Source organism: Agromyces capsici (genome assembly GCF_058349965.1).
Genome location: NZ_JBYRET010000002.1, coordinates 688095 through 706891 on the forward strand (window position 1 = coordinate 688095; position 18797 = coordinate 706891).

At 71.4% G+C, this 18797-nt stretch carries 17 protein-coding genes; 11 read left to right on the forward strand and 6 right to left on the reverse strand.

The features are described 5' to 3' along the window. Position 1: 1 nt before the first annotated feature. The 5 genes from sufD to AC3RKB_RS16970 all read left to right on the forward strand — a co-directional run bounded on the left by sufD (position 2) and on the right by AC3RKB_RS16970 (position 3553). Positions 2 to 1183, forward strand: a complete 1182-nt coding sequence (gene sufD / locus AC3RKB_RS16950) for a Fe-S cluster assembly protein SufD (protein ID WP_491437423.1) — start codon at positions 2 to 4, stop codon at positions 1181 to 1183. Between the two features lies 1 nt (position 1184). Further along, positions 1185 to 1511 (forward strand): non-heme iron oxygenase ferredoxin subunit, encoded by a 327-nt coding sequence (locus AC3RKB_RS16955; protein WP_491437424.1) that lies wholly within the window; start codon positions 1185 to 1187, stop codon positions 1509 to 1511. A 67-nt stretch (positions 1512 to 1578) separates the two neighbouring features. Continuing rightward, positions 1579 to 2346 (forward strand): Fe-S cluster assembly ATPase SufC, encoded by a 768-nt coding sequence (gene sufC / locus AC3RKB_RS16960; RefSeq protein WP_491437425.1) that lies wholly within the window; start codon positions 1579 to 1581, stop codon positions 2344 to 2346. Positions 2347 to 2365: 19 nt separating this feature from the next. After that, on the forward strand, positions 2366 to 2695 hold the full coding sequence (locus AC3RKB_RS16965; protein WP_491437426.1) for a metal-sulfur cluster assembly factor: 330 nt from the start codon (positions 2366 to 2368) through the stop codon (positions 2693 to 2695). Positions 2696 to 2728: 33 nt separating this feature from the next. Then, entirely contained in the window at positions 2729 to 3553 is an 825-nt protein-coding gene (locus AC3RKB_RS16970; RefSeq protein WP_491437427.1) for a class I SAM-dependent methyltransferase, read from the forward strand. Positions 3554 to 3597: 44 nt separating this feature from the next. Here AC3RKB_RS16970 and AC3RKB_RS16975 read toward each other — a convergent pair whose 3' ends face one another. The 4 genes from AC3RKB_RS16975 to AC3RKB_RS16990 form a co-directional block, all read right to left on the reverse strand. After that, positions 3598 to 3825 (reverse strand): hypothetical protein, encoded by a 228-nt coding sequence (locus AC3RKB_RS16975; protein ID WP_491437429.1) that lies wholly within the window; start codon positions 3823 to 3825, stop codon positions 3598 to 3600. Then, positions 3825 to 4271: a GNAT family N-acetyltransferase gene (locus AC3RKB_RS16980; protein WP_491437431.1), complete on the reverse strand. Its 447-nt coding sequence runs from the start codon at positions 4269 to 4271 to the stop codon at positions 3825 to 3827. Before AC3RKB_RS16980 ends, AC3RKB_RS16975 begins: the two co-directional genes overlap by 1 nt. Then, on the reverse strand, positions 4268 to 6862 hold the full coding sequence (gene valS / locus AC3RKB_RS16985) for a valine--tRNA ligase (protein WP_491437433.1): 2595 nt from the start codon (positions 6860 to 6862) through the stop codon (positions 4268 to 4270). The genes AC3RKB_RS16980 and valS overlap by 4 nt, the downstream gene beginning before the upstream one ends. Positions 6863 to 7029: 167 nt before the next feature. Further along, positions 7030 to 8370 carry an MFS transporter gene (locus tag AC3RKB_RS16990; RefSeq protein ID WP_491437434.1) on the reverse strand — a complete coding sequence of 447 codons (1341 nt, stop codon included), beginning with the start codon at positions 8368 to 8370 and terminating at the stop codon, positions 7030 to 7032. Between the two features lie 105 nt (positions 8371 to 8475). Here AC3RKB_RS16990 and AC3RKB_RS16995 point away from each other — a divergent pair, with 105 nt between their 5' ends. The 5 genes from AC3RKB_RS16995 to ndk all read left to right on the forward strand — a co-directional run bounded on the left by AC3RKB_RS16995 (position 8476) and on the right by ndk (position 14666). Continuing rightward, the gene (locus tag AC3RKB_RS16995; protein WP_491437436.1) at positions 8476 to 8826 is read left to right on the forward strand and encodes a GntR family transcriptional regulator; all 351 of its coding nucleotides are present in this window, start codon (positions 8476 to 8478) and stop codon (positions 8824 to 8826) included. 272 nt (positions 8827 to 9098) lie between these two features. After that, positions 9099 to 12428, forward strand: coding sequence for an isoleucine--tRNA ligase (ileS, locus tag AC3RKB_RS17000; RefSeq protein WP_491437437.1), 3330 nt, complete (start codon positions 9099 to 9101; stop codon positions 12426 to 12428). Continuing rightward, the gene (locus AC3RKB_RS17005; RefSeq protein ID WP_491437439.1) at positions 12425 to 13798 is read left to right on the forward strand and encodes a bifunctional folylpolyglutamate synthase/dihydrofolate synthase; all 1374 of its coding nucleotides are present in this window, start codon (positions 12425 to 12427) and stop codon (positions 13796 to 13798) included. Before ileS ends, AC3RKB_RS17005 begins: the two co-directional genes overlap by 4 nt. Then, positions 13795 to 14247, forward strand: a complete 453-nt coding sequence (locus AC3RKB_RS17010; RefSeq protein WP_491437441.1) for a DUF4233 domain-containing protein — start codon at positions 13795 to 13797, stop codon at positions 14245 to 14247. The genes AC3RKB_RS17005 and AC3RKB_RS17010 overlap by 4 nt, the downstream gene beginning before the upstream one ends. Continuing rightward, the gene (ndk, locus tag AC3RKB_RS17015) at positions 14244 to 14666 is read left to right on the forward strand and encodes a nucleoside-diphosphate kinase (RefSeq protein WP_491437442.1); all 423 of its coding nucleotides are present in this window, start codon (positions 14244 to 14246) and stop codon (positions 14664 to 14666) included. The genes AC3RKB_RS17010 and ndk overlap by 4 nt, the downstream gene beginning before the upstream one ends. A 72-nt stretch (positions 14667 to 14738) precedes the next feature. Here ndk and AC3RKB_RS17020 read toward each other — a convergent pair whose 3' ends face one another. Beyond that, positions 14739 to 15362, reverse strand: a complete 624-nt coding sequence (locus AC3RKB_RS17020; RefSeq protein WP_491437443.1) for a vitamin K epoxide reductase family protein — start codon at positions 15360 to 15362, stop codon at positions 14739 to 14741. Between the two features lie 269 nt (positions 15363 to 15631). On the opposite strand from AC3RKB_RS17020, the gene AC3RKB_RS17025 reads away from it, so the two are divergent. After that, the gene (locus AC3RKB_RS17025; RefSeq protein ID WP_491437445.1) at positions 15632 to 18319 is read left to right on the forward strand and encodes an Rne/Rng family ribonuclease; all 2688 of its coding nucleotides are present in this window, start codon (positions 15632 to 15634) and stop codon (positions 18317 to 18319) included. Here the strand turns inward: AC3RKB_RS17025 and AC3RKB_RS17030 are convergent. Continuing rightward, on the reverse strand, positions 18305 to 18583 hold the full coding sequence (locus tag AC3RKB_RS17030) for a DUF4031 domain-containing protein (protein ID WP_491437447.1): 279 nt from the start codon (positions 18581 to 18583) through the stop codon (positions 18305 to 18307). The genes AC3RKB_RS17025 and AC3RKB_RS17030 overlap by 15 nt on opposite strands. Positions 18584 to 18797: the final 214 nt, after the last annotated feature.

The window sequence follows — 18797 nt, forward strand, 5'->3', positions numbered from 1 at the left end:
GATGACCGACACTATGCAGAGCACCGCCATGCCCACAGCCGAGCAGCACGGCTTCCGCCCCCACTCCGACGGTGCCTTCGTGCCCGTGCAGACCCGGTCCGAGCGGTTCCGCTCGACCGAGGTCGCGGAGTTCGCCCCGGTCACCGGTCGCGAGCACGAGTGGAAGTACTCGCCCGTCGCCGCATTCGCCGACCTGACCTCGGGCGAGCTCGACGGCTCGCGTCCCGAGGTGACGGCGCCGGATGTCGCGGGGGTCGCCCTCTCCTGGATCCCGCGCGACGACGCCCGCATCGGGCGTGCCGGCATCCCGGAGGACCGCGCGTCCGCGAACGCCTGGTCGAGCGTCGACGAGGCGCTGCTCGTCTCGATCTCCGGTGAAGACGCCAAGACCGTCACCGTCACGCGTTCGGGGCTCGGCACGTCGCCGCGCGGCGCTCACACCGTCATCGAGGCGGCGCCGAACAGCCGCGCACTCCTCGTGCTGCGCGGCACCGGCGACGCCCGCCTCGCCGAGAACGTCGAGATCCTCGTGGGTGAGGGTGCGAACCTCACCGTCGTCTCCCTCCAGGAGTGGACCGACGACTCCGTGCACCTGGCGAGCCACTTCGCCCGCATCGCACGCGACGCCAAGCTCAAGCACATCGTCGTCTCGCTCGGCGGCCGGGTGGTGCGGGTGAACCCGTCGACGCACCTCGCCGAGCAGGGCGGCGACATCGAGGCGCTCGGGCTGTACTTCTCCGACGCCGGCCAGCACCTCGAGCAGCAGGTGTTCGTCCACCACGACGCCCCGCACACCCGCTCGCGCGTGACCTACAAGGGCGCGCTCCAGGGCGAGGGTGCGCGCAGCGTCTGGGTCGGCGACGTGCTCATCGGCAACGCCGCGACCGGAACCGACAGCTACGAGCAGAACCGCAACCTCGTGCTCACCGACGGCACGCGTGCCGACTCCGTCCCGAACCTCGAGATCGAGACCGGCGACATCGAGGGCGCCGGCCACGCATCGGCGACGGGCCGGTTCGACGACGAGCAGCTGTTCTATCTGCAGGCCCGCGGCATCCCGGAAGATGAGGCGCGTCGCCTCGTCGTGCGCGGATTCCTCGCGGAGGTCGTGCAGCAGATCGGCGACGCCGAACTCGAGGAGCGCCTGATGGCGGCGCTCGAAGCCGAACTCCAGGGGAGCTGACGTGGCATCCACTCGCGTGTGCGGGGTCGACGACCTCGCCGTCAATGAGGCCCAGCGATTCGTCGTCGACGGCGTGCCGATCGCGGTCGTGAAGGACGCCGCCGGCGACATCTTCGCGATCGGCGACACGTGCACGCACGGCGACATCTCGCTCTCCGAGGGCTTCGTCGAGGACGACACGCTCGAGTGCTGGGCCCACGGCTCGAAGTTCTCCCTCCTCACGGGCAAGCCGCTCACGCTGCCGGCGTACGAGCCCGTCCCCGTCTACCAGGTCGAGATCACCGACGGGGGCGTGTTCATCGACCCCGCGGTGAAGCTCGCCGTCTGACCTCCCGCTTCCAGAAGAATTCCGGCCGTCCGCGCGGCCGACACGAACGAAAGAGACCACCGAGACCATGTCCGTGCTCGAGATCAAGAACCTGCATGTCAACGTCGAGACCGACCAGGGCACCCGCGAGATCCTCCGCGGCGTCGACCTGACCATCAACGAGGGCGAGATCCACGCGATCATGGGGCCCAACGGCTCCGGCAAGTCCACGCTCGCCTACACGATCGCCGGCCACCCGAAGTACACCGTCGTCCAGGGCGAGATCCTGCTCGACGGCGAGAACGTGCTCGAGATGACCGTCGACGAGCGCGCCCGCGCCGGCATGTTCCTCGCGATGCAGTACCCGGTCGAGATCCCGGGCGTGACGGTCACGAACTTCCTCCGCACGGCCAAGACCGCCATCGACGGCAAGGCGCCCTCCATCCGCGGCTGGGTCAAGGACGTCCGCGAGTCGATGGGCAACCTCAAGATGGACTCGGCGTTCGCCGAGCGCAACGTCAACGAGGGCTTCTCGGGCGGCGAGAAGAAGCGCAACGAGATCCTCCAGCTCGAGCTGCTCAAGCCGAAGTTCGCGGTGCTCGACGAGACCGACTCGGGCCTCGACGTAGACGCGCTCAAGGTCGTCTCCGAGGGCGTCAACCGCGCCCACGCGAACACGGGCCTCGGCATCCTGCTGATCACGCACTACACGCGGATCCTCCGCTACATCAAGCCCGACTTCGTGCACGTCTTCGTCGCGGGCAAGATCGCCGAGCAGGGCGGCCCCGAGCTCGCCGACCGCCTCGAGGAAGAGGGCTACGACCGGTACCACGTCGCCGAGTCGGCGGCCCAGTAGGCGCGGGTAGACTCCGATCATGGTCACCTCACTCGCACCCGAGCGGTTCGACGAGATCAGCGAAGCGCTGAAGGATGTCGTCGACCCCGAGCTGGGCGTGAACATCGTCGACCTGGGGCTCATCTACGACCTCAACTGGGACGACGAGAACGACGCCCTCGTCATCAACATGACGCTGACCAGCGCCGGCTGCCCGCTCACCGACGTGATCGAGGAGCAGACCGCCGAGGCGCTCGACGGCACGGTCGAGCGGTTCCGCATCAACTGGGTGTGGATGCCGCCGTGGGGTCCCGAGCGGATCACCGATGACGGCCGCGACATGATGCGCGCGCTGGGCTTCGCGATCTGACCCTGGAGCGGCCCGGAGGAATAGGCTCGTCCCATGGACGGCGCACCGGAATCCGCGACCCGTGAGGGGTACACGCACGGCCACCACGAGAGCGTCCTCCGGGTGCACGAATGGCGGACGGTCGACAACTCGGCCGCCTATCTCGTCCCGCACCTGAGGGCGGGGCTCCGGGTGCTCGACGTGGGCAGCGGGCCGGGCACGATCTCGATCGACCTCGCGCGGCGCGTGCGTCCGGGCACGGTGATCGGCATCGACGCGTCGGCCGAGGTCGTCGACCGCGCGGCCGGCCTCGCGGCGAGCGAGGGCGTGGCCAACGTCGAGTTCCGCGTCGGCGACGCGTACGCGCTCGACTTCGACGACGACCAGTTCGACGTCGTGCACGCCCACCAGGTCATGCAGCACCTCGGCCGGCCAGTCGACGTGATGCGCGAGATCCGCCGCGTGCTGAAGCCAGGCGGCGTGTTCGCCGCCCGCGACGCCGACTACGGCGGGGTGATCTGGAATCCCGACTCCGACGGCCTCACGCGGTGGCTGCAGCTGAACCGCGAGGTGTACGCCTGGAACGGGGGAGAATCGCGCGCCGGCCGGCTGCTGAAGCAGTGGGCGCGTGCCGCGGACTTCGACGAGGTCACGGCCACGGGTTCGGTGTGGGTCTTCTCATCCGACCGCGATCGCGAGTGGTGGGGCGGCGCGTGGTCGGAGCGGGCGACGCAGTCCACCTTCGCCGCGCACGCCATCGAGTCGGGCCACGCCACGCACGCCGAACTGGAGTTCGTCGCCGAGGCGTGGCGCGACTGGGCCGCCGATCCCGAGGGGTGGCTGCTCATGCCGCACGGCGAGATCATCGCGCGCGCCTGAGCGACTCGGCTCACGCGCGCACTCGGCTCATGAGCGCAGGGCGCTCACCAATCGTCGGCCTCCGCGTGGGTGCCGGAGGGCGCGGCGCCCGTCGTCACGACGGTCCCGTCGTCGAGTTCGGCGATCGGCCGTCCCTCGAGCCAGGTGAGCGTCCAGTGCCGGCCGGCTCCGTCGGTCGCGCGCGACTCGGCCGCGGCGATCAGGGGCCGGAGCTCCGCCGGCACCGACGCGGGCGGCTCGTCGCCGAACGACCAGCGCGTGCCGAGCCGCATCAGAGGTCCTGCTCGAAGGTGATCGCGGGGCTGCGGCGCGCGACGTCGTCGGAGAGGGCGAGGCCGTCGGCGTCCTCCGGGTCGTTCGTCCAGGTGAGGCGCGCCGCGTGCAGCTCGGCGGCGTGCCCGCGCACGAGGTCGAGCAGCCGGTGCGCGACCCCGTTCCGGCGGTGCTCCTCGGTGACGTACAGGTCGTCGACCACGACGCCGACGGTGGCGTCGAACGTGCGCGGCTCGGGGTGGTAATGCACGAGGCCGATCGGGGTGCCCTCGTCGTCGACCGCGAGCGCGGCACGGAGCCCGTTGCGCCCGTCCTGGATCCAGCTCCAGACGATGAGCGCCTTGGTGTCGTCGAGCTGGGCGCCTCGCCCGGCGCAGTGCGCGTCGAACAGGGGCAGCCAGCCGAAGAAGTCGTTCTCGGCGATGTCGCGGACGGTGACGTTCATGCGCGGGCCTCCTCGGTGACGATCTCGAGCTCGACGTCACGCACCTCGAGCTCCTCGGACGCGGCGAACTCCAGCAGGCCGATGCGACCGACGGCGCGCAGGTCGCCAGCGGCGTGCGCGAGCAGCGCCGTCGCGGCCTCGGGCGCGGCGATCACGGCGCGCGCGACCGGGGTCTTCTGCGAGGCCTTCGCGTCGGTCTTCGCTCTGCGGATGCCGGTGAGCGCGAGGCTCGCGAGCTCCATCAGCTCGACGCCGGCATCGCCGCGCGCCGCGAGCTCGTCGACCGTCGGCCACGACGCGACGTGCACCGAGCCGTCGTTCGACCATCGCCACGCCTCCTCGGCGGCGAAGGGGATCACGGGGGCGAACAGGCGCAGCAGCACGCTGAGTGCGGTCTTCAGCGCGGCGACCGCCGACGCCTGCTCCTCGCTCGGCTCGCCGTACGCGCGCTCCTTCACGAGCTCGAGGTAGTCGTCGCAGAACGTCCAGAAGAACGTCTCGGCGACCTCGAGCGCGCGGGCGTGGTCGTACGCGTCGAGCGCGCGGGTGGCCTGCTCGACGACCGTGGCGAGCCCGGCGAGCATGCTGCGATCGATCGGCACCGACACCGCGGCATCGGCCCGGCCCTCGAAGGCGAGGATGAACTTCGCCGCGTTCAGCACCTTGATCGCGAGGCGCCGGCCGATCTTGACCTGCGTCGGGTTCTGCGGGTCGAACGCCGCGTCGGTGCCGAGCCGCGAGGACGCCGCCCAGTAGCGCACGGCGTCGGAGCCGTGCTGCTCGAGCAGGCCCGCCGGGGTCACGACGTTGCCCTTCGACTTCGACATCTTCTTGCGGTCGGGGTCGACGATGAAGCCCGAGATCGCGGCGTTGCCCCACGGCGCGACGCCGTGCTCGAGCTGGGCGCGGAGCGCCGTCGAGAACAGCCAGGTGCGGATGATGTCCTGCCCCTGCGGCCGCAGCGAGTACGGGAACACGAGGTCGAACAGCTCGGGGTCGCGCTCCCACCCGCCCGCGAGCTGCGGGGTGAGCGACGACGTGGCCCAGGTGTCCATGATGTCGTGCTCGCCGACGAACCCGCCGGGCACGCCTCGCTGCGACTCGTCATAGCCGGGCGCCGCCGTGGACGACGGGTCGACGGGCAGCATCTCGCGGGTCGCGACGATCGGCTGGTCGTGCACCGGGTTGCCGTCGCCGTCGAGCGGGTACCACACGGGGATGGGCACGCCGAAGAAGCGCTGGCGCGAGATGAGCCAGTCGCCCGAGAGTCCGCCGACCCAGTTCTCGTACCGGACGCGCATGAAGTCGGGGTGCCAGTCGATCTCGCGGCCGCGCTGGACGAGGCGCTCCCTGAGCGACACGTCGCGCGCGCCGTTGACGATGTACCACTGCCGGGTCGAGACGATCTCGAGCGGGCGGTCGCCCTTCTCGTAGAACTTCACGGGGTGCGTGATCGCCTTCGGGTCGGCGAGCAGGTCGCCCGACTCGCGCAGCAGCTCGACCACGGCCTGCTTGGCCGAGAACGCGGTCTTGCCCGCGAGCTGCGCGTAGGCCTCGCGGCCGACCTCGGAGGTGATCGCGTCGGGCGCCTCGGAGATGATGCGGCCGTCGAAGCCGATGATCGCGCGGTTGGGCAGGTCGAGCTCGCGCCACCACACCACGTCGGTCACGTCGCCGAAGGTGCAGATCATGGCGATGCCGGTGCCCTTGTCCTTCTGGGCGAGGTGGTGCGCCACGACGGGCACCTCGACGCCGAAGACGGGGGTGGTCACCGTCGTGCCGAAGAGCGGCTGGTAGCGCTCGTCGTCGGGGTGGGCCACGAGCGCGACGCATGCAGGGATGAGCTCGGGCCGGCTCGTCTCGATCTCGATGTGGCCGCCGCCGGGCTTGTGGAACGCGACGCGGTGGTAGTGGCCGGGCTGCTCGCGGTCCTCGAGCTCGGCCTGCGCGACGGCGGTGCGGAACGTGACGTCCCACAGGGTCGGCGCGAGCGCCTGGTACGCCTCGCCGCGCTCGACGTTGCGGATGAAGGCCAGCTGGGAGGTGAACAGCGCCTCGTCGGCGATGGTGCGGTACGTCTGGGTCCAGTCGACCGAGAGGCCGAGCGTGCGCCAGAGCGCCTCGAACTGCTGCTCGTCCTCGGCGGTGAGCCGCTCGCAGAGCTCGATGAAGTTGCGGCGGCTGATCGGCACCTGGTCCGCGGGCTTGATGGTCTTGCCCTCGGTGCCCTCGAACGGCGGCGTGAACCCGGGCTCGTACGGGAGCGACGGGTCGCAGCGCACGCCGTAGTAGTTCTGCACGCGGCGCTCGGTGGGCAGCCCGTTGTCGTCCCAGCCCATGGGGTAGAAGACGCACTTGCCGCGCATGCGCTGGAACCGCGCCATGACGTCGGTGTGCGTGTACGAGAACACGTGGCCGATGTGCAGCGAGCCGGAGGCGGTCGGCGGCGGCGTGTCGATCGAGAAGATGCGCTCGCGCGTCACCCCGTCGCGGTGGAACCGGTAGGTGCCGTCGGACTCCCAGACATCGCCCCACTTGGCTTCGAGGCCCTCGAGAGCGGGCTTGTCGGGAATGCGCGCGGTGTCGGTCATGATGCTCCGGTTCGGTATGTGCGGCACCGAGTCCGTGGGGGTGCCTGAATGTGGGACGCTCAAGCCTACCGGAGTCGCCCGATCCGTGCCGTGATCGGCCTGAACCGGGCGCGGGTCGAGCAGGGCGGGCGGATGTCGCGGGCGCGCGCCGCGACATCCGCCACGTCCTATGCGGCGACGGGCTGCACCTCGCGCCCGTCTTCCGAGATGGGCGCGTGGCGCATCCGCGCGGCGGCCCACGCGGAGACGAGCGTGATCGCCGAGAGCAGCGCCAGCACGACGCCCGGGTGCCACCACACGTAGCCGGTCGACTCGCCGAGCAGCGTCGTGAGAAGCGGGATGAACCCCGCGACCGCGGCCGCGACGGCGTACGCCACCGAGAGCGCCGAGTATCGGTAGTGGTCGGCGAACAGGTCGTTCATCAGGCCGCCGAGCGCCGCCCACGACATGGTCGGCAGGATGCCGCCGACGATCATGGTGCCGACGAGCACGGGGAAGCTCGCGAACTGGAGGAGCCAGTACATCGGGAACGTGATCAGGAGCGTGCCGAGCGCGCCGTAGGCGACGACCTTCGCCGAGCCGATGCGGGTCGCCCACCAGCCGAACAGCGGGATGGTCACGAGCTGCAGGAGGCCGCCGATCGTGGTCGCCACGAGGAGGTCCTGGAAGCTGAAGCCGAGGGTCGTGACGCCGTAGTTGATCGTGTACGTGTTCATGAGCGAGTAGGAGCCGATGCCGAGCATCGCCGCACCGAACGCCACGAGCAGGGCCACGGGCTGGGCGCGGAACATGGCCGCGAACGGCACGCGGTCGCGCCGGTGCTCGGAGACGACGGCCTTGAACACGGGCGTCTCATCGATCGAGATGCGCAGCCACAGCGAGACGAGCAGCAGCGGGAACGCGAGCAGGAACGGGATGCGCCAGCCCCACTCGGCGAGCTGGTCGGCCGGCAGCGCGAGGGTCATCACGATGAAGACCACGGCCGAGAGGATCGACCCGACGGGGGACCCGAGCTGCGGCACCGCCGCGTAGAACGCGCGCTTGACGGGGTGCGCGTGCTCCGTCGCGAGCAGGATCGAGCCGCCCCACTCACCGCCGAGCGACAGGCCCTGGGCGACGCGGAGCAGGACGAGCAGCACGGCGCCGAGCCATCCGGCCTGCGCGTAGGTGGGCAGGAGGCCGATGAGGCCCGTCGCGACGCCCATGACGCCGACCGTCCAGAGCAGGGTCGCCCGGCGGCCGATGCGGTCGCCGAGGTGGCCGAAGATCGCCGCGCCGATCGGGCGCACGACGAAGGCGACGCCGATCGTGGCGAAGGCCGCGAGGGTGCCGCCGAACTGGCCGAGCGGGTCGAAGAACAGCGGGCCGATGAAATACGCGCTGAAGTAGGCGAAGACGTAGAAGTCGAAGGACTCGAGCGAGGTGCCGACCATCGACGCCCAGGCGACGCGGCGGACGGGGGAGGAGCTCGGTGGGAGGGATTCCGTGGAGGGGACTGCAGTGGTCACGGCTGACCATCCTGACAGCGAGCGAATGGCACGACAAGGAACTTGCGCTATTCGCCCTAGCACAATGCGCTTGAAGTGCGCAGGCGAGCGCCGTACGGTCGGAACGTGCGCATCCGCCTCGACCCCACCGCGCCCGGACCGCTGTTCGGCCAGCTCGCCTCCTCGCTGCGCGCCTCCATCGTTGACGGCCGCGTCGGCTACGGCGAGCGCCTGCCCGCCGCGCGCGAGCTCGCGAAGGCGCTCGAGGTCAACGTGCACACCGTCCTCCGGGCGTACCGCGTGCTGCGCGACGAGGGGCTCATCGAGCTGCACCCCGGCCGCGGCGCGGTCGTCGCGAAGCGCCTCGGCCACCACACGGCGCTCGCCGGCGCCATCCACGACCTCGTCGACGAGGCGCGACTCAACGGGGTCGACGCCCCCGCACTCCTCTCGCTCATCCGCGAGGCATACCGCTGATCCCGGCTTGCCCCGCGACGAGCGCCGACCGGCCCCCGCACGGTACTCTGGTAGCCAACGACTGCGATCCGGCCATCACCGGGGAGTCTTCGGAAGAACGCGGAACGGGCGCCACTAGGCATCCGGGTCGTCACTAGAACCGAACGGGACCAGCCCGTCACAGCTGAGGAACGAGAGGCTCCGGCATCGCCGGGGCAAGCGGGGTGGTACCGCGGTGGCGCTCGACGGGCGCACCGTCCTCGTGGAACCGGCGAATCCAGCAGGAGCGAGCGTTGTACCCCAAGGGCCAGGACCCCGAGCAGCAGTCCGTCACGCCGTCGCCGTCCTTCCCGGCGATCGAGCAGCACGTGCTCGCGCACTGGAAGGCCGACGGCACCTTCCAGGCGTCCATCGACCGGCGCGAGGGCGCCCCCGAGTGGGTCTTCTACGACGGCCCGCCGTTCGCGAACGGCCTGCCGCACTACGGCCACCTCCTCACGGGGTACGCCAAGGACCTCTTCCCGCGCTTCCAGACCATGCGCGGCAAGCAGGTGCACCGCCGCTTCGGGTGGGACACCCACGGCCTGCCCGCCGAGCTCGAGGCCGAGCGCCAGCTCGGCATCACCGACAAGAGCGAGATCGAGCGCATGGGCATCGCGGCCTTCAACCAGGCCGCGCGCGACGCCGTGCTCCGCTACACCGAGGAGTGGGAGGAGTACGTCACCCGCCAGGCCCGCTGGGTCGACTTCGAGAACGACTACAAGACGCTCGACGTCACCTTCATGGAGTCGGTGGTGTGGGCCTTCAAGCAGCTGCACGACAAGGGGCTCGCGTACGAGGGCCACCGCGTGCTGCCGTACTGCTGGCGAGACCAGACGCCGCTGTCCAACCACGAGCTGCGCATGGACGACGACGTCTACAAGAACGTGCAGGACCAGTCCGTCACGGTCACCTTCCCGCTCACGGGCGCGAAGGCGGAGTCCCTCGGCCTGACGGCGGTCCGCGCGCTCGCGTGGACCACGACGCCCTGGACCCTTCCGACGAACTTCGCGCTCGCCGTGGGGCCCGACATCGAGTACGCGGTCGTGCCCGCCGGCCCGAACGGCACCCCGGATGCCACGGTCCTCCGTGAGCGCGGCGGCGACGCGCCGTCCGACATCGAGGTGCTCGGCGCCGAGTACCTGCTCGCGGTCGACCTCGTCGGCAATTACGCCAAGGAGCTCGGCTACGACTCCGCCGACGACGCCCGCGCGGCCGTGAGTCGCACGGTGCGCGGCGCTGAACTCGAGGGCGTCACGTACGACCGGCTGTTCGACTACTACGCCGACGTCGAGCACTGGGGCCTCGAGAACGCCTGGACGATCCTCATCGCCGAGTACGTCACGACCGAGGATGGCACGGGCCTCGTGCACCAGGCGCCCGCCTACGGCGAGGAGGACCAGAAGGCGTGCGAGGCGGCCGGCATCCCGGTCGTGCTCTCGCTCGACGACGGCGGGAAGTTCCTGCCCGAGGTGACGGATGTCGCGGGGCTGCTGTGGAGCGAGGCGAACAAGCCGCTCACCCAGCTGCTCAAGGCCGAGGGGCGGCTCCTGCGTCAGGCCAGCTACGAGCACTCGTACCCGCACTGCTGGCGCTGCCGCAACCCGCTCATCTACAAGGCGGTCTCGAGCTGGTTCGTTCGCGTGCCCGAGTTCCGCGACCGTATGGGCGAGCTCAACCAGGAGATCACCTGGGTGCCCGAGAACGTCAAGGACGGCCAGTTCGGCAAGTGGCTCTCGGGTGCGCGCGATTGGTCGATCAGCCGAAACCGCTACTGGGGCTCCCCGATCCCGGTGTGGAAGTCCGACGACCCGGCGTACCCGCGCGTCGACGTGTACGGCTCGCTCGAGGAGCTCGAGCGCGACTTCGGCCGCCTGCCGCTGAACCAGCACGGCGAGCCCGACCTGCACCGTCCGTACATCGACGAACTCACGCGTCCGAACCCCGACGACCCGACCGGGATGTCCACCATGCGTCGCATCCCCGACGTGCTCGACGTGTGGTTCGACTCGGGCTCGATGCCGTTCGCGCAGGTGCACTACCCGTTCGAGAACCGGGAATGGTTCGACACGCACCATCCGGCCGACTTCATCGTCGAGTACATCGGGCAGACCCGCGGATGGTTCTACACGCTGCACGTGCTCTCGACGGCGCTCTTCGATCGACCGGCCTTCGAGAACGTCGTGAGCCACGGCATCGTGCTCGGCAACGACGGGCAGAAGATGTCGAAGTCGCTGCGCAACTACCCCGACGTCAACGAGGTGTTCGACCGCGACGGCTCCGACGCGATGCGCTGGTTCCTGATGTCGAGCTCGGTGCTCCGCGGCGGCAACCTCGTCGTCACCGAGGAGGGCATCCGCGAGGGCGTGCGCCAGCTCATGCTGCCGCTGTGGAGCACCTGGTACTTCTTCTCGCTCTACGCCAACACGGCGCGCGAGGGCGGCTACGAGGCGTCCCGTTCGACCTCCTCGACCGACGTGCTCGACCGCTACCTGCTCGCGAAGCTGCGCGACCTCGTCGAGGCCGTCACGGCCGACCTCGAGGACTTCGACTCGCCGCTGGCGTCGCAGAAGCTGCGCGACTTCGCCGACGTGCTCACCAACTGGTACGTGCGCCGGTCGCGCGACCGGTTCTGGCAGGGCGTCGACGCCGACGGAGCGGGCGCCGAGGCGTTCGACACGCTCTACACGGTGCTCGAGACGCTCACGCGAATCGCCGCGCCGATGCTCCCGCTCGTGACCGAGCAGGTCTGGCGCGGCCTGACCGGCGGCCGCAGCGTGCACCTCGAGGACTGGCCAGACGCGTCCGAGTTCCCGGCCGACCCCGAGCTCGTCGCGGCGATGGACGCGGTGCGCGAGGTCACCGGCGCGGTGCTGGCCCTGCGCAAGCAGGCGAGCCGCCGGGTGCGCCTGCCGCTGGAATTGCTGACGGTCGTGACGGCGGATGCCGCGGCGCTCGCGCCGTTCGAGGCGATCCTGCGCGACGAGCTCAACGTGAAGCGCGTCGACCTCGTCGCCCTCGACGAGTCGAGCGCCGCCGCGTACGGCGTGACGAAGCGCCTCACGGTCAACGCGCGGGCGGCGGGCCCGCGACTCGGCAAGCAGGTGCAGCAGGCGATCCAGGCCGCCCGGTCGGGCGACTGGTCGCTCGAGGGCGAGAACGTGGTCGCCGGCGGCATCGCGCTCGAGCCCGGCGAGTACGAGCTCGTGCTCGAGGCCGCGGGCACGGGCGAGGGCGGCAGCGCGCTCGGCCTCCTCGCCGACGGCGGCTTCGTGATCCTCGACGTGCAGACGACCCCCGAGCTCGAGGCCGAGGGGCTCGCGCGCGACGTCGTGCGTGCCGTGCAGGAGTCGCGCAAGGCGGCGGGCCTCGAAGTCGGCGACCGTATCCGGCTCGAGCTGACACTCGACGCGGCGGGTGCGGCGGCGGCCGAGGCGCACCGCGAGCTCATCGCGCGCGAGACGCTCGCGACCGAGGTGCGCATCGCCGAGGGCGACGTGCGCGGCGACGGCGCCCGCGCGGTCGGCGAGGGCTCGAAGCTCGTCGTCGCCGTGGACCGCGTCGCGGAGGTGAGCGTCCCGTGAACGACGCCGCCCCCGAGGCGACGCCCGAGGAGCGCGACGCGGCCGACGCCGTGTATGCCGCGCTGCTCGCCCGCGTCGGCGAGTCCGCGCCGCAGCCCCGGCTCGACGCCACCCGGCGGGCCGTGGAACTGCTCGGCGACCCGCATCGCGCGGCACCCGTCATCCACCTGACCGGCACGAACGGCAAGACGTCGACGAGCCGCATGATCGAGTCGATCCTGCGCGCCCAGGGACTGCGCACCGGCCTGCTCACGAGCCCGCACCTCGTGCGCTTCACCGAGCGCATCCGCATCGACGGCGAGCCCATCGCCGACGAGGCCGTGGCCCGGATCTGGGGCGAGATCGAGCCGTTCGTCGACTTGGTCGACGCCGAGCTCGCCGACCGCGTCGAGGAGCCGCTGACGTTCTTCGAGGCGCTCACGGTGCTCGCGTTCGCGGCGTTCGCCGACGCGCCCGTCGACGTCGTCGTGCTCGAGGTCGGGATGGGCGGCGAGTGGGACTCGACGAACGTCGCCGACGGCCAGGTCGCCGTGTTCACGCCGATCGCGCTCGACCACGAGTCGCGCCTCGGCCGAACGGTCGCCGAGATCGCCCGCACCAAGGCCGGCATCATCAAGCCGGGCGCCACGGTCGTGACCGCCTTCCAGGCCCCCGAGGCCCTCGAGGTGCTGCACGAGGTCGCCGCGGCGAAGGATGCCGCCGTGGCGGTCGAGGGCGGCGCCTTCGCGGTGCTCGACTCACGGGTCGCCGTGGGCGGCCAGCTCGTCTCCATCCGCGGGCTCGCGGGCGAGTACCGCGACCTCGCGCTGCCGCTGTACGGGCGGCACCAGGCCGAGAACGCCGCCCTCGCGATCGCGGCCGTCGAGTCGTTCCTCGGCGGCGCGGTGCGCCTGGCCGACGACGTGCTGGAGGAGGGCCTCGGCTCGGTGAGCTCGCCCGGACGGCTGCACCCGATCTCCACCGACCCGACCGTGCTCGTCGACGCCGCGCACAACCCGCACGGCGCGACCGCGCTCGTCGAGGCGATCGGCGAGTACTTCGACTTCGACGAGCTGCTGATCGTGCTCGGCGTGCTCGGCGACAAGGATGCCGGCGGCATCGTGCGCGCGCTCGAGCCCGCCGGCGCCCGGTTCCTCGTCACGCAGTCGGAATCCGACCGGGCCGTGCCGGCCGGCGAGCTCGCGGCATCCGTCGTCTCGATCGTCGGCGCCGAGCGCGTCGACGTCATCGAGCGCCTCGACGACGCGCTCGACGAGGCCCGCGACTGGGCGGGGCGCGCCGACAAGCGCGGCGTGGTCGTGACCGGATCGATCACGCTCGTCGGCGATGCGATGGCGATCGCCGAGGACCGCGAGTGGGGGAGCCGATGAGCGACGCCGCCGCGCCGGCGCCCGACGAGCCGGCCGAGGGCGCGCGCTCCGCGCGACCTGCACGCTCGGTGCGCCAGAGCCTCGCCTCGATCGTGCTCGTGTTCGAGGCCGTCGTGGTCTTCCTCGGCGTGCTGGTGATCTGGGGGCTCTCCAGGGAGGATGGCGGCCCGTTCGGGCTGCCCGCGTGGACGCCGCTCGCCGCGGGCGGCGTGCTCGTGCTGCTGATGCTGCTCACGATCCCGCTCCTGCGTTACGAGTGGGCCTACGTCCTCGGCTGGGCGCTGCAGGTGCTGGTCCTCGCGTCCGGCCTGCTCAACCCCGCCATGTACCTGGTCGGCGCGATCTTCGGCGGCATGTGGGCCTACTGCATGGTCGTCGGCGCTCGCATCGACCGCGCCCGGGCGGCGGAGGCCGCCGGGGGAACCGAACCGGGAAAGGAACCCGCATGACCACCGCGATCGAAGAGACCCTCGTGCTCGTCAAGCCCGACGGCGTCGCCCGCAACCTCACCGGCGAGATCCTGCGCCGCATCGAGGCGAAGGGCTACTCGCTCGTCGACCTCCGCATGCTGCAGGCCGACCGCGAGCTGCTCGCCGCGCACTACGCCGAGCACGAGGGCAAGCCGTTCTACGAGCCGCTCGTCGAGTTCATGGAGTCCGGCCCCGTCGTGGCGGCCAGGGTCGCGGGCAACCGCGTCATCGAGGGCTTCCGCGTGCTCGCCGGCACGACCGACCCGACGACCGCGGCGCCCGGCACGATCCGCGGCGACTTCGGCCGTGACTGGGGCCTGAAGGTGCAGCAGAACCTCGTGCACGGCTCCGACTCGGTCGAGTCGGCCGAGCGCGAGCTCGCGCTCTGGTTCGCCTGAGCGGCGTCGCGTCCGCTCGCGCGTGGCGGCGGGGTCCGGCCGACGGATGCCGCCGCCCCGCGCCCGCACTCCCTAGAACAGGTTCTGCAGGTCGAGGAGCACGCGGGGGATGGCGTCCATGTGCACCTGCGCGAGCACGACGACCACCGCGTAGCTCGCGATCGTGACCACGACCACCCAGTTCAGCGCGACGGCGCCGAACCGGCGCACGCGCTCGTCCGACGTGACCACGCCCTCGCGGAGGTTCCGGAACGTCACGGCCCAGAACACGGGGATCGTCACCGCCCACGTGAGCATGCACCAGGGGCACAGCACGTCGAGCACGTAGATGCTCTGGGCGATGAGCCAGATCACGAACGCGAGCGCGCCCGTCACGCCGACGTTCAGCCCGATCCAGAACCAGCGGTCGAACCGGGCGCGCGCGAGCAGCGCCATCCCGATCGTGATCACCACGGGCCAGGCCATGAGGCCGATGAACGGGTTGGGGAACCCGAAGATCGCGCCCTGCTGCGAGGCGAGGTTGACGCTGCACCCGACCAGCACGCCCACGTTGCACCCGGGCTCGTAGCCCGGATCGGTCAGGGTGAGGATCTTCTCGAGCGACAGCTCGAACGCGGCCAGGAGCCCGAGACCGCCGGCGATGACCAGGAAGACGGCGAACGCGATCGGCCGCGCCGTGCGGGGGGAATCGGGCATGAGCCGATTCTGGCACGCCGATTCCGCGCCGAGCTGGGAGAGCATGCGATAATCGGAGGAGTCGTCCGGGCCGCGCCCGGTGCGACGCCAACGAGGGCTTTGAGGATGCACCGCATCCCATCCGCGGAGCAACCGCGAGATTTGGCGTCACCGGCACCCGCCGGGCGCAGCAGTGAAGGATTGGCGATCCCGCGCACGGCGCAGGATCGCTCTGAGGAGTACGGGAGAGATGGCGCGGCCATCGCCCCCGGTGTAGGAGTGCACCAGAGATGGTGGAAGACAACGGAACACCGCCGAACGCATCAGAGCACGAGGCGCCGCGGCGTCGCGCCGGACTGTTCGGCGCTCGCCGCTCAGGGCGACGCGCCCAGGTCGTTCCCCGCGCGGGCGGCGACGCGGTGAACGAGCCGGCCGAGCCCGGCGAGTCGGTCGAGACGACGGATGCCGCGGCACCGGCGCCCGACGCGACGGCCGACGCCTCGGCGCTCGCCGAGTCGGCCGCGCCCGCGGTGGAGGCCGAGGGCGAGTCCGACGCCGGCGATGCCGGCGACGCGGGGGAGCCCGCCAACGAGAGCGAGTCGGCCGAGGCCGGCACCGAGCCGGAGTCCGCCGACGCCGCGACATCCGATGCCGATGCAGAGCAGCCCGCTCCGGAGTCGCCGATCCCGGCCGTGCTGACCACCACGTCGCTCATCTTCCACGCCCCGCCGGTGTTCGCGCCGCCCGTCGAGGAGGAGCGCCCCGAGCGCGAGGCCGGCGGCCAGGGCGAGGGGTCGAGCGTGCGTCGCCGTGCCCGCCGCCGCAGCGGCGAGGAGTCGCGCACGGCCGCCGACGAGCCCGCGAACACCGTCGTCAAGGTCCGCAAGCCCCGCGAGCCCGAGCTCATCACCGAGCCGCAGAAGGTCAAGGGCTCGACCCGCCTCGAGGCGAAGAAGCAGCGCCGCCGCGACGGCCGCGACGCGGGTCGCCGCCGCGCGGTGATCACCGAGGCCGAGTTCCTCGCCCGTCGCGAGTCGGTCGACCGCCGGATGGTCGTGCGCCAGAAGGGCGGCCGCATCCAGATCGGCGTGCTGGAGGACGGCGTGCTCGTCGAGCACTACGTCGCGCGCAACCAGGACGCCTCGCTCATCGGCAACGTCTACCTCGGCCGCGTCCAGAACGTGCTGCCGAGCATGGAGGCGGCCTTCGTCGACATCGGCCGCGGCCGCAACGCGGTGCTGTACTCGGGCGAGGTCGACTGGGATGCCGCCGCCGAGAACGGCGAGAAGAACCAGCCGCGTCGCATCGAGCTCGCGCTCAAGCCCGGCGACCGCGTCCTCGTCCAGGTGACGAAGGACCCGGTCGGCCACAAGGGCGCGCGACTGACGAGCCAGATCTCGCTGCCGGGCCGCTACCTCGTGTACGTCCCCAACGGCTCGATGAACGGCATCAGCCGCAAGCTCCCCGACACCGAGCGCGCGCGACTGAAGAAGATCCTCAAGGAGGTGCTCCCCGAGAACCAGGGCGTCATCGTCCGCACGGCGGCCGAGGGGGCCACCGAGGAGCAGCTCACGCGCGACGTGAACCGCCTGATCAGCCAGTGGGCCGACATCTCGCAGACCATCGAGAAGGTCCAGGCGCCGGCGCTCCTGCACTCCGAGCCCGACCTGCTGATCAAGATCGTGCGCGACGTGTTCAACGAGGACTTCCAGAAGATGATCATCGCGGGCGACGAGGCGCGTCGCACGATCGAGAAGTACCTCGGCCAGGTCGCGCCCGACCTGCTCGAGCGCGTCGAGGCGTACGCCGGCGAGCGCGATGCCTTCGACGAGTTCCGCATCAGCGAGCAGATCGAGAAGGCCCTCGAGCGCAAGGTGTGGTTGCCGTCGGGCGGTTCGCTCATCATCGACCGCACCGAGGCGATGACCGTGATCGACGTCAACACGGGCAAGTTCGTCGGCTCCGGCGGCAACCTCGAAGAGACGGTGACCAAGAACAACCTCGAGTCGGCCGAGGAGATCGTCCGCCAACTGCGACTGCGCGACATCGGCGGCATCATCGTCGTCGACTTCATCGACATGGTGCTCGAGTCCAACCGCGACCTCGTGCTGCGTCGGCTCGTCGAGTGCCTGTCGCGCGACCGCACGAAGCACCAGGTCGCCGAGGTCACGAGCCTCGGCCTCGTGCAGATGACGCGCAAGAAGCTCGGCCTCGGTCTCCTCGAGTCGTTCAGCGAGCCGTGCGAGGTGTGCGCCGGCCGCGGCATCATCGTGCACCACGAGCCCATCGCCAAGCACCGCGCACCGCAGCAGCAGGTCGAACGCGGCCGCAACCGCAACCGCGGCGGCGGCAACGGAGGCGGTGCCCCGTCGACCCAGCCCGCGAGCGACAAGGCCCACCAGGGCACGCACGCCATCACCGAGGATGTCAAGCACGCGCTCGCGCAGATCGCGGCCTCGACCGTGGCGCACGGCGAGCACAAGGCGCCGTCCGCGCCGGCGGCGGAGGCGCAGCCGGTCGAACCCGAGGTGCCGGCCCCGACCGCCGAGCAGGCGCCGGCCGGCGAGGCATCCGAGTCGACGGGCGGCCGCCGCCGCGGTCGCCGCCGCGCCTCGCGCGGTTCGGGCGGCGCAGGCGGCGAGCGTTCGCAGGCCGCCGAGTCCGCAGCCGACGCGGCCGCTGAGCCCGGCGCCGAGGCGCTCGGCGAGCAGGCGGCCGTCGAGGTCCCGCAGGCCGAGCCTTCCGCACCGATCATCGAGCTGCCCGAGCCTCCCACCCGCCGCGAGCGTCCCGTCCGCGTCGCCGAGGCCGAGACGCTGCTCGACTCGGTGCTCGACGCGCTGCCGGCGCCGAAGGCGGCCGGTGAGGGTCGCGCGCGTTCGCGCGGCCGTCGCGTGTCGACCGCGGCGCTGAGCCCGGCCGGTGCGCCGCCCGTGATCACGCGGTCCGACGACGCTCGGGAGTCAGGCGCCGAGTGATCGGCGCTCGCGCGGCGTGACGCGGAGCCCGCTCGCGGCGAGCCGGCGCACGAGCTCCCGTGGCGGCACGGGCTCGGCGCCGGCCGCGACGAGCTCGTCGTACCGCTCGGCGGGCACGTCGTAGTGGTCGAGGTCGAACCCGCGACGGGGGATCCCGGCGCGCTCGGCGAACGCCGTGAGCTCCTCGATCGAGGAGTCGCTGACCAGGTGCGACCACACGGTGCCGTGCTTGGGCCACAGCGGCGGATCGATGAGCACGGCCATGGCGCCGAGTGTACGCCCGCGGGCCGTTGCACCCCCGCCGGCAGTGCGCGTGACACGCGGGGCGGCCTCCGTTTGACCGCCTCTCCGGCATCCGGTAAACTCGACCGTTGGTGCCGCCGCTTATCACGGTGGGCACGCACAGTTTTCTGGCAGTGACGACCCTCCTTTCCCGCTGGGGTCATCCGCGCAGTGACATCCCATCAGTTAGGCGGAG

Coding starts and splice junctions, on each gene's coding strand:
- AC3RKB_RS17030 (WP_491437447.1), bottom strand. CDS start 18,583: ATGGCCGTGCTCATCGATCCGCCGCTGTGGCCCAAGCACGGCACCGTG.
- sufC (WP_491437425.1), top strand. CDS start 1,579: ATGTCCGTGCTCGAGATCAAGAACCTGCATGTCAACGTCGAGACCGAC.
- AC3RKB_RS16965 (WP_491437426.1), top strand. CDS start 2,366: ATGGTCACCTCACTCGCACCCGAGCGGTTCGACGAGATCAGCGAAGCG.
- AC3RKB_RS16970 (WP_491437427.1), top strand. CDS start 2,729: ATGGACGGCGCACCGGAATCCGCGACCCGTGAGGGGTACACGCACGGC.
- AC3RKB_RS17010 (WP_491437441.1), top strand. CDS start 13,795: ATGAGCGACGCCGCCGCGCCGGCGCCCGACGAGCCGGCCGAGGGCGCG.
- valS (WP_491437433.1), bottom strand. CDS start 6,862: ATGACCGACACCGCGCGCATTCCCGACAAGCCCGCTCTCGAGGGCCTC.
- AC3RKB_RS16980 (WP_491437431.1), bottom strand. CDS start 4,271: ATGAACGTCACCGTCCGCGACATCGCCGAGAACGACTTCTTCGGCTGG.
- ndk (WP_491437442.1), top strand. CDS start 14,244: ATGACCACCGCGATCGAAGAGACCCTCGTGCTCGTCAAGCCCGACGGC.
- AC3RKB_RS16975 (WP_491437429.1), bottom strand. CDS start 3,825: ATGCGGCTCGGCACGCGCTGGTCGTTCGGCGACGAGCCGCCCGCGTCG.
- AC3RKB_RS17025 (WP_491437445.1), top strand. CDS start 15,632: ATGGTGGAAGACAACGGAACACCGCCGAACGCATCAGAGCACGAGGCG.
- sufD (WP_491437423.1), top strand. CDS start 2: ATGACCGACACTATGCAGAGCACCGCCATGCCCACAGCCGAGCAGCAC.
- AC3RKB_RS17020 (WP_491437443.1), bottom strand. CDS start 15,362: ATGCCCGATTCCCCCCGCACGGCGCGGCCGATCGCGTTCGCCGTCTTC.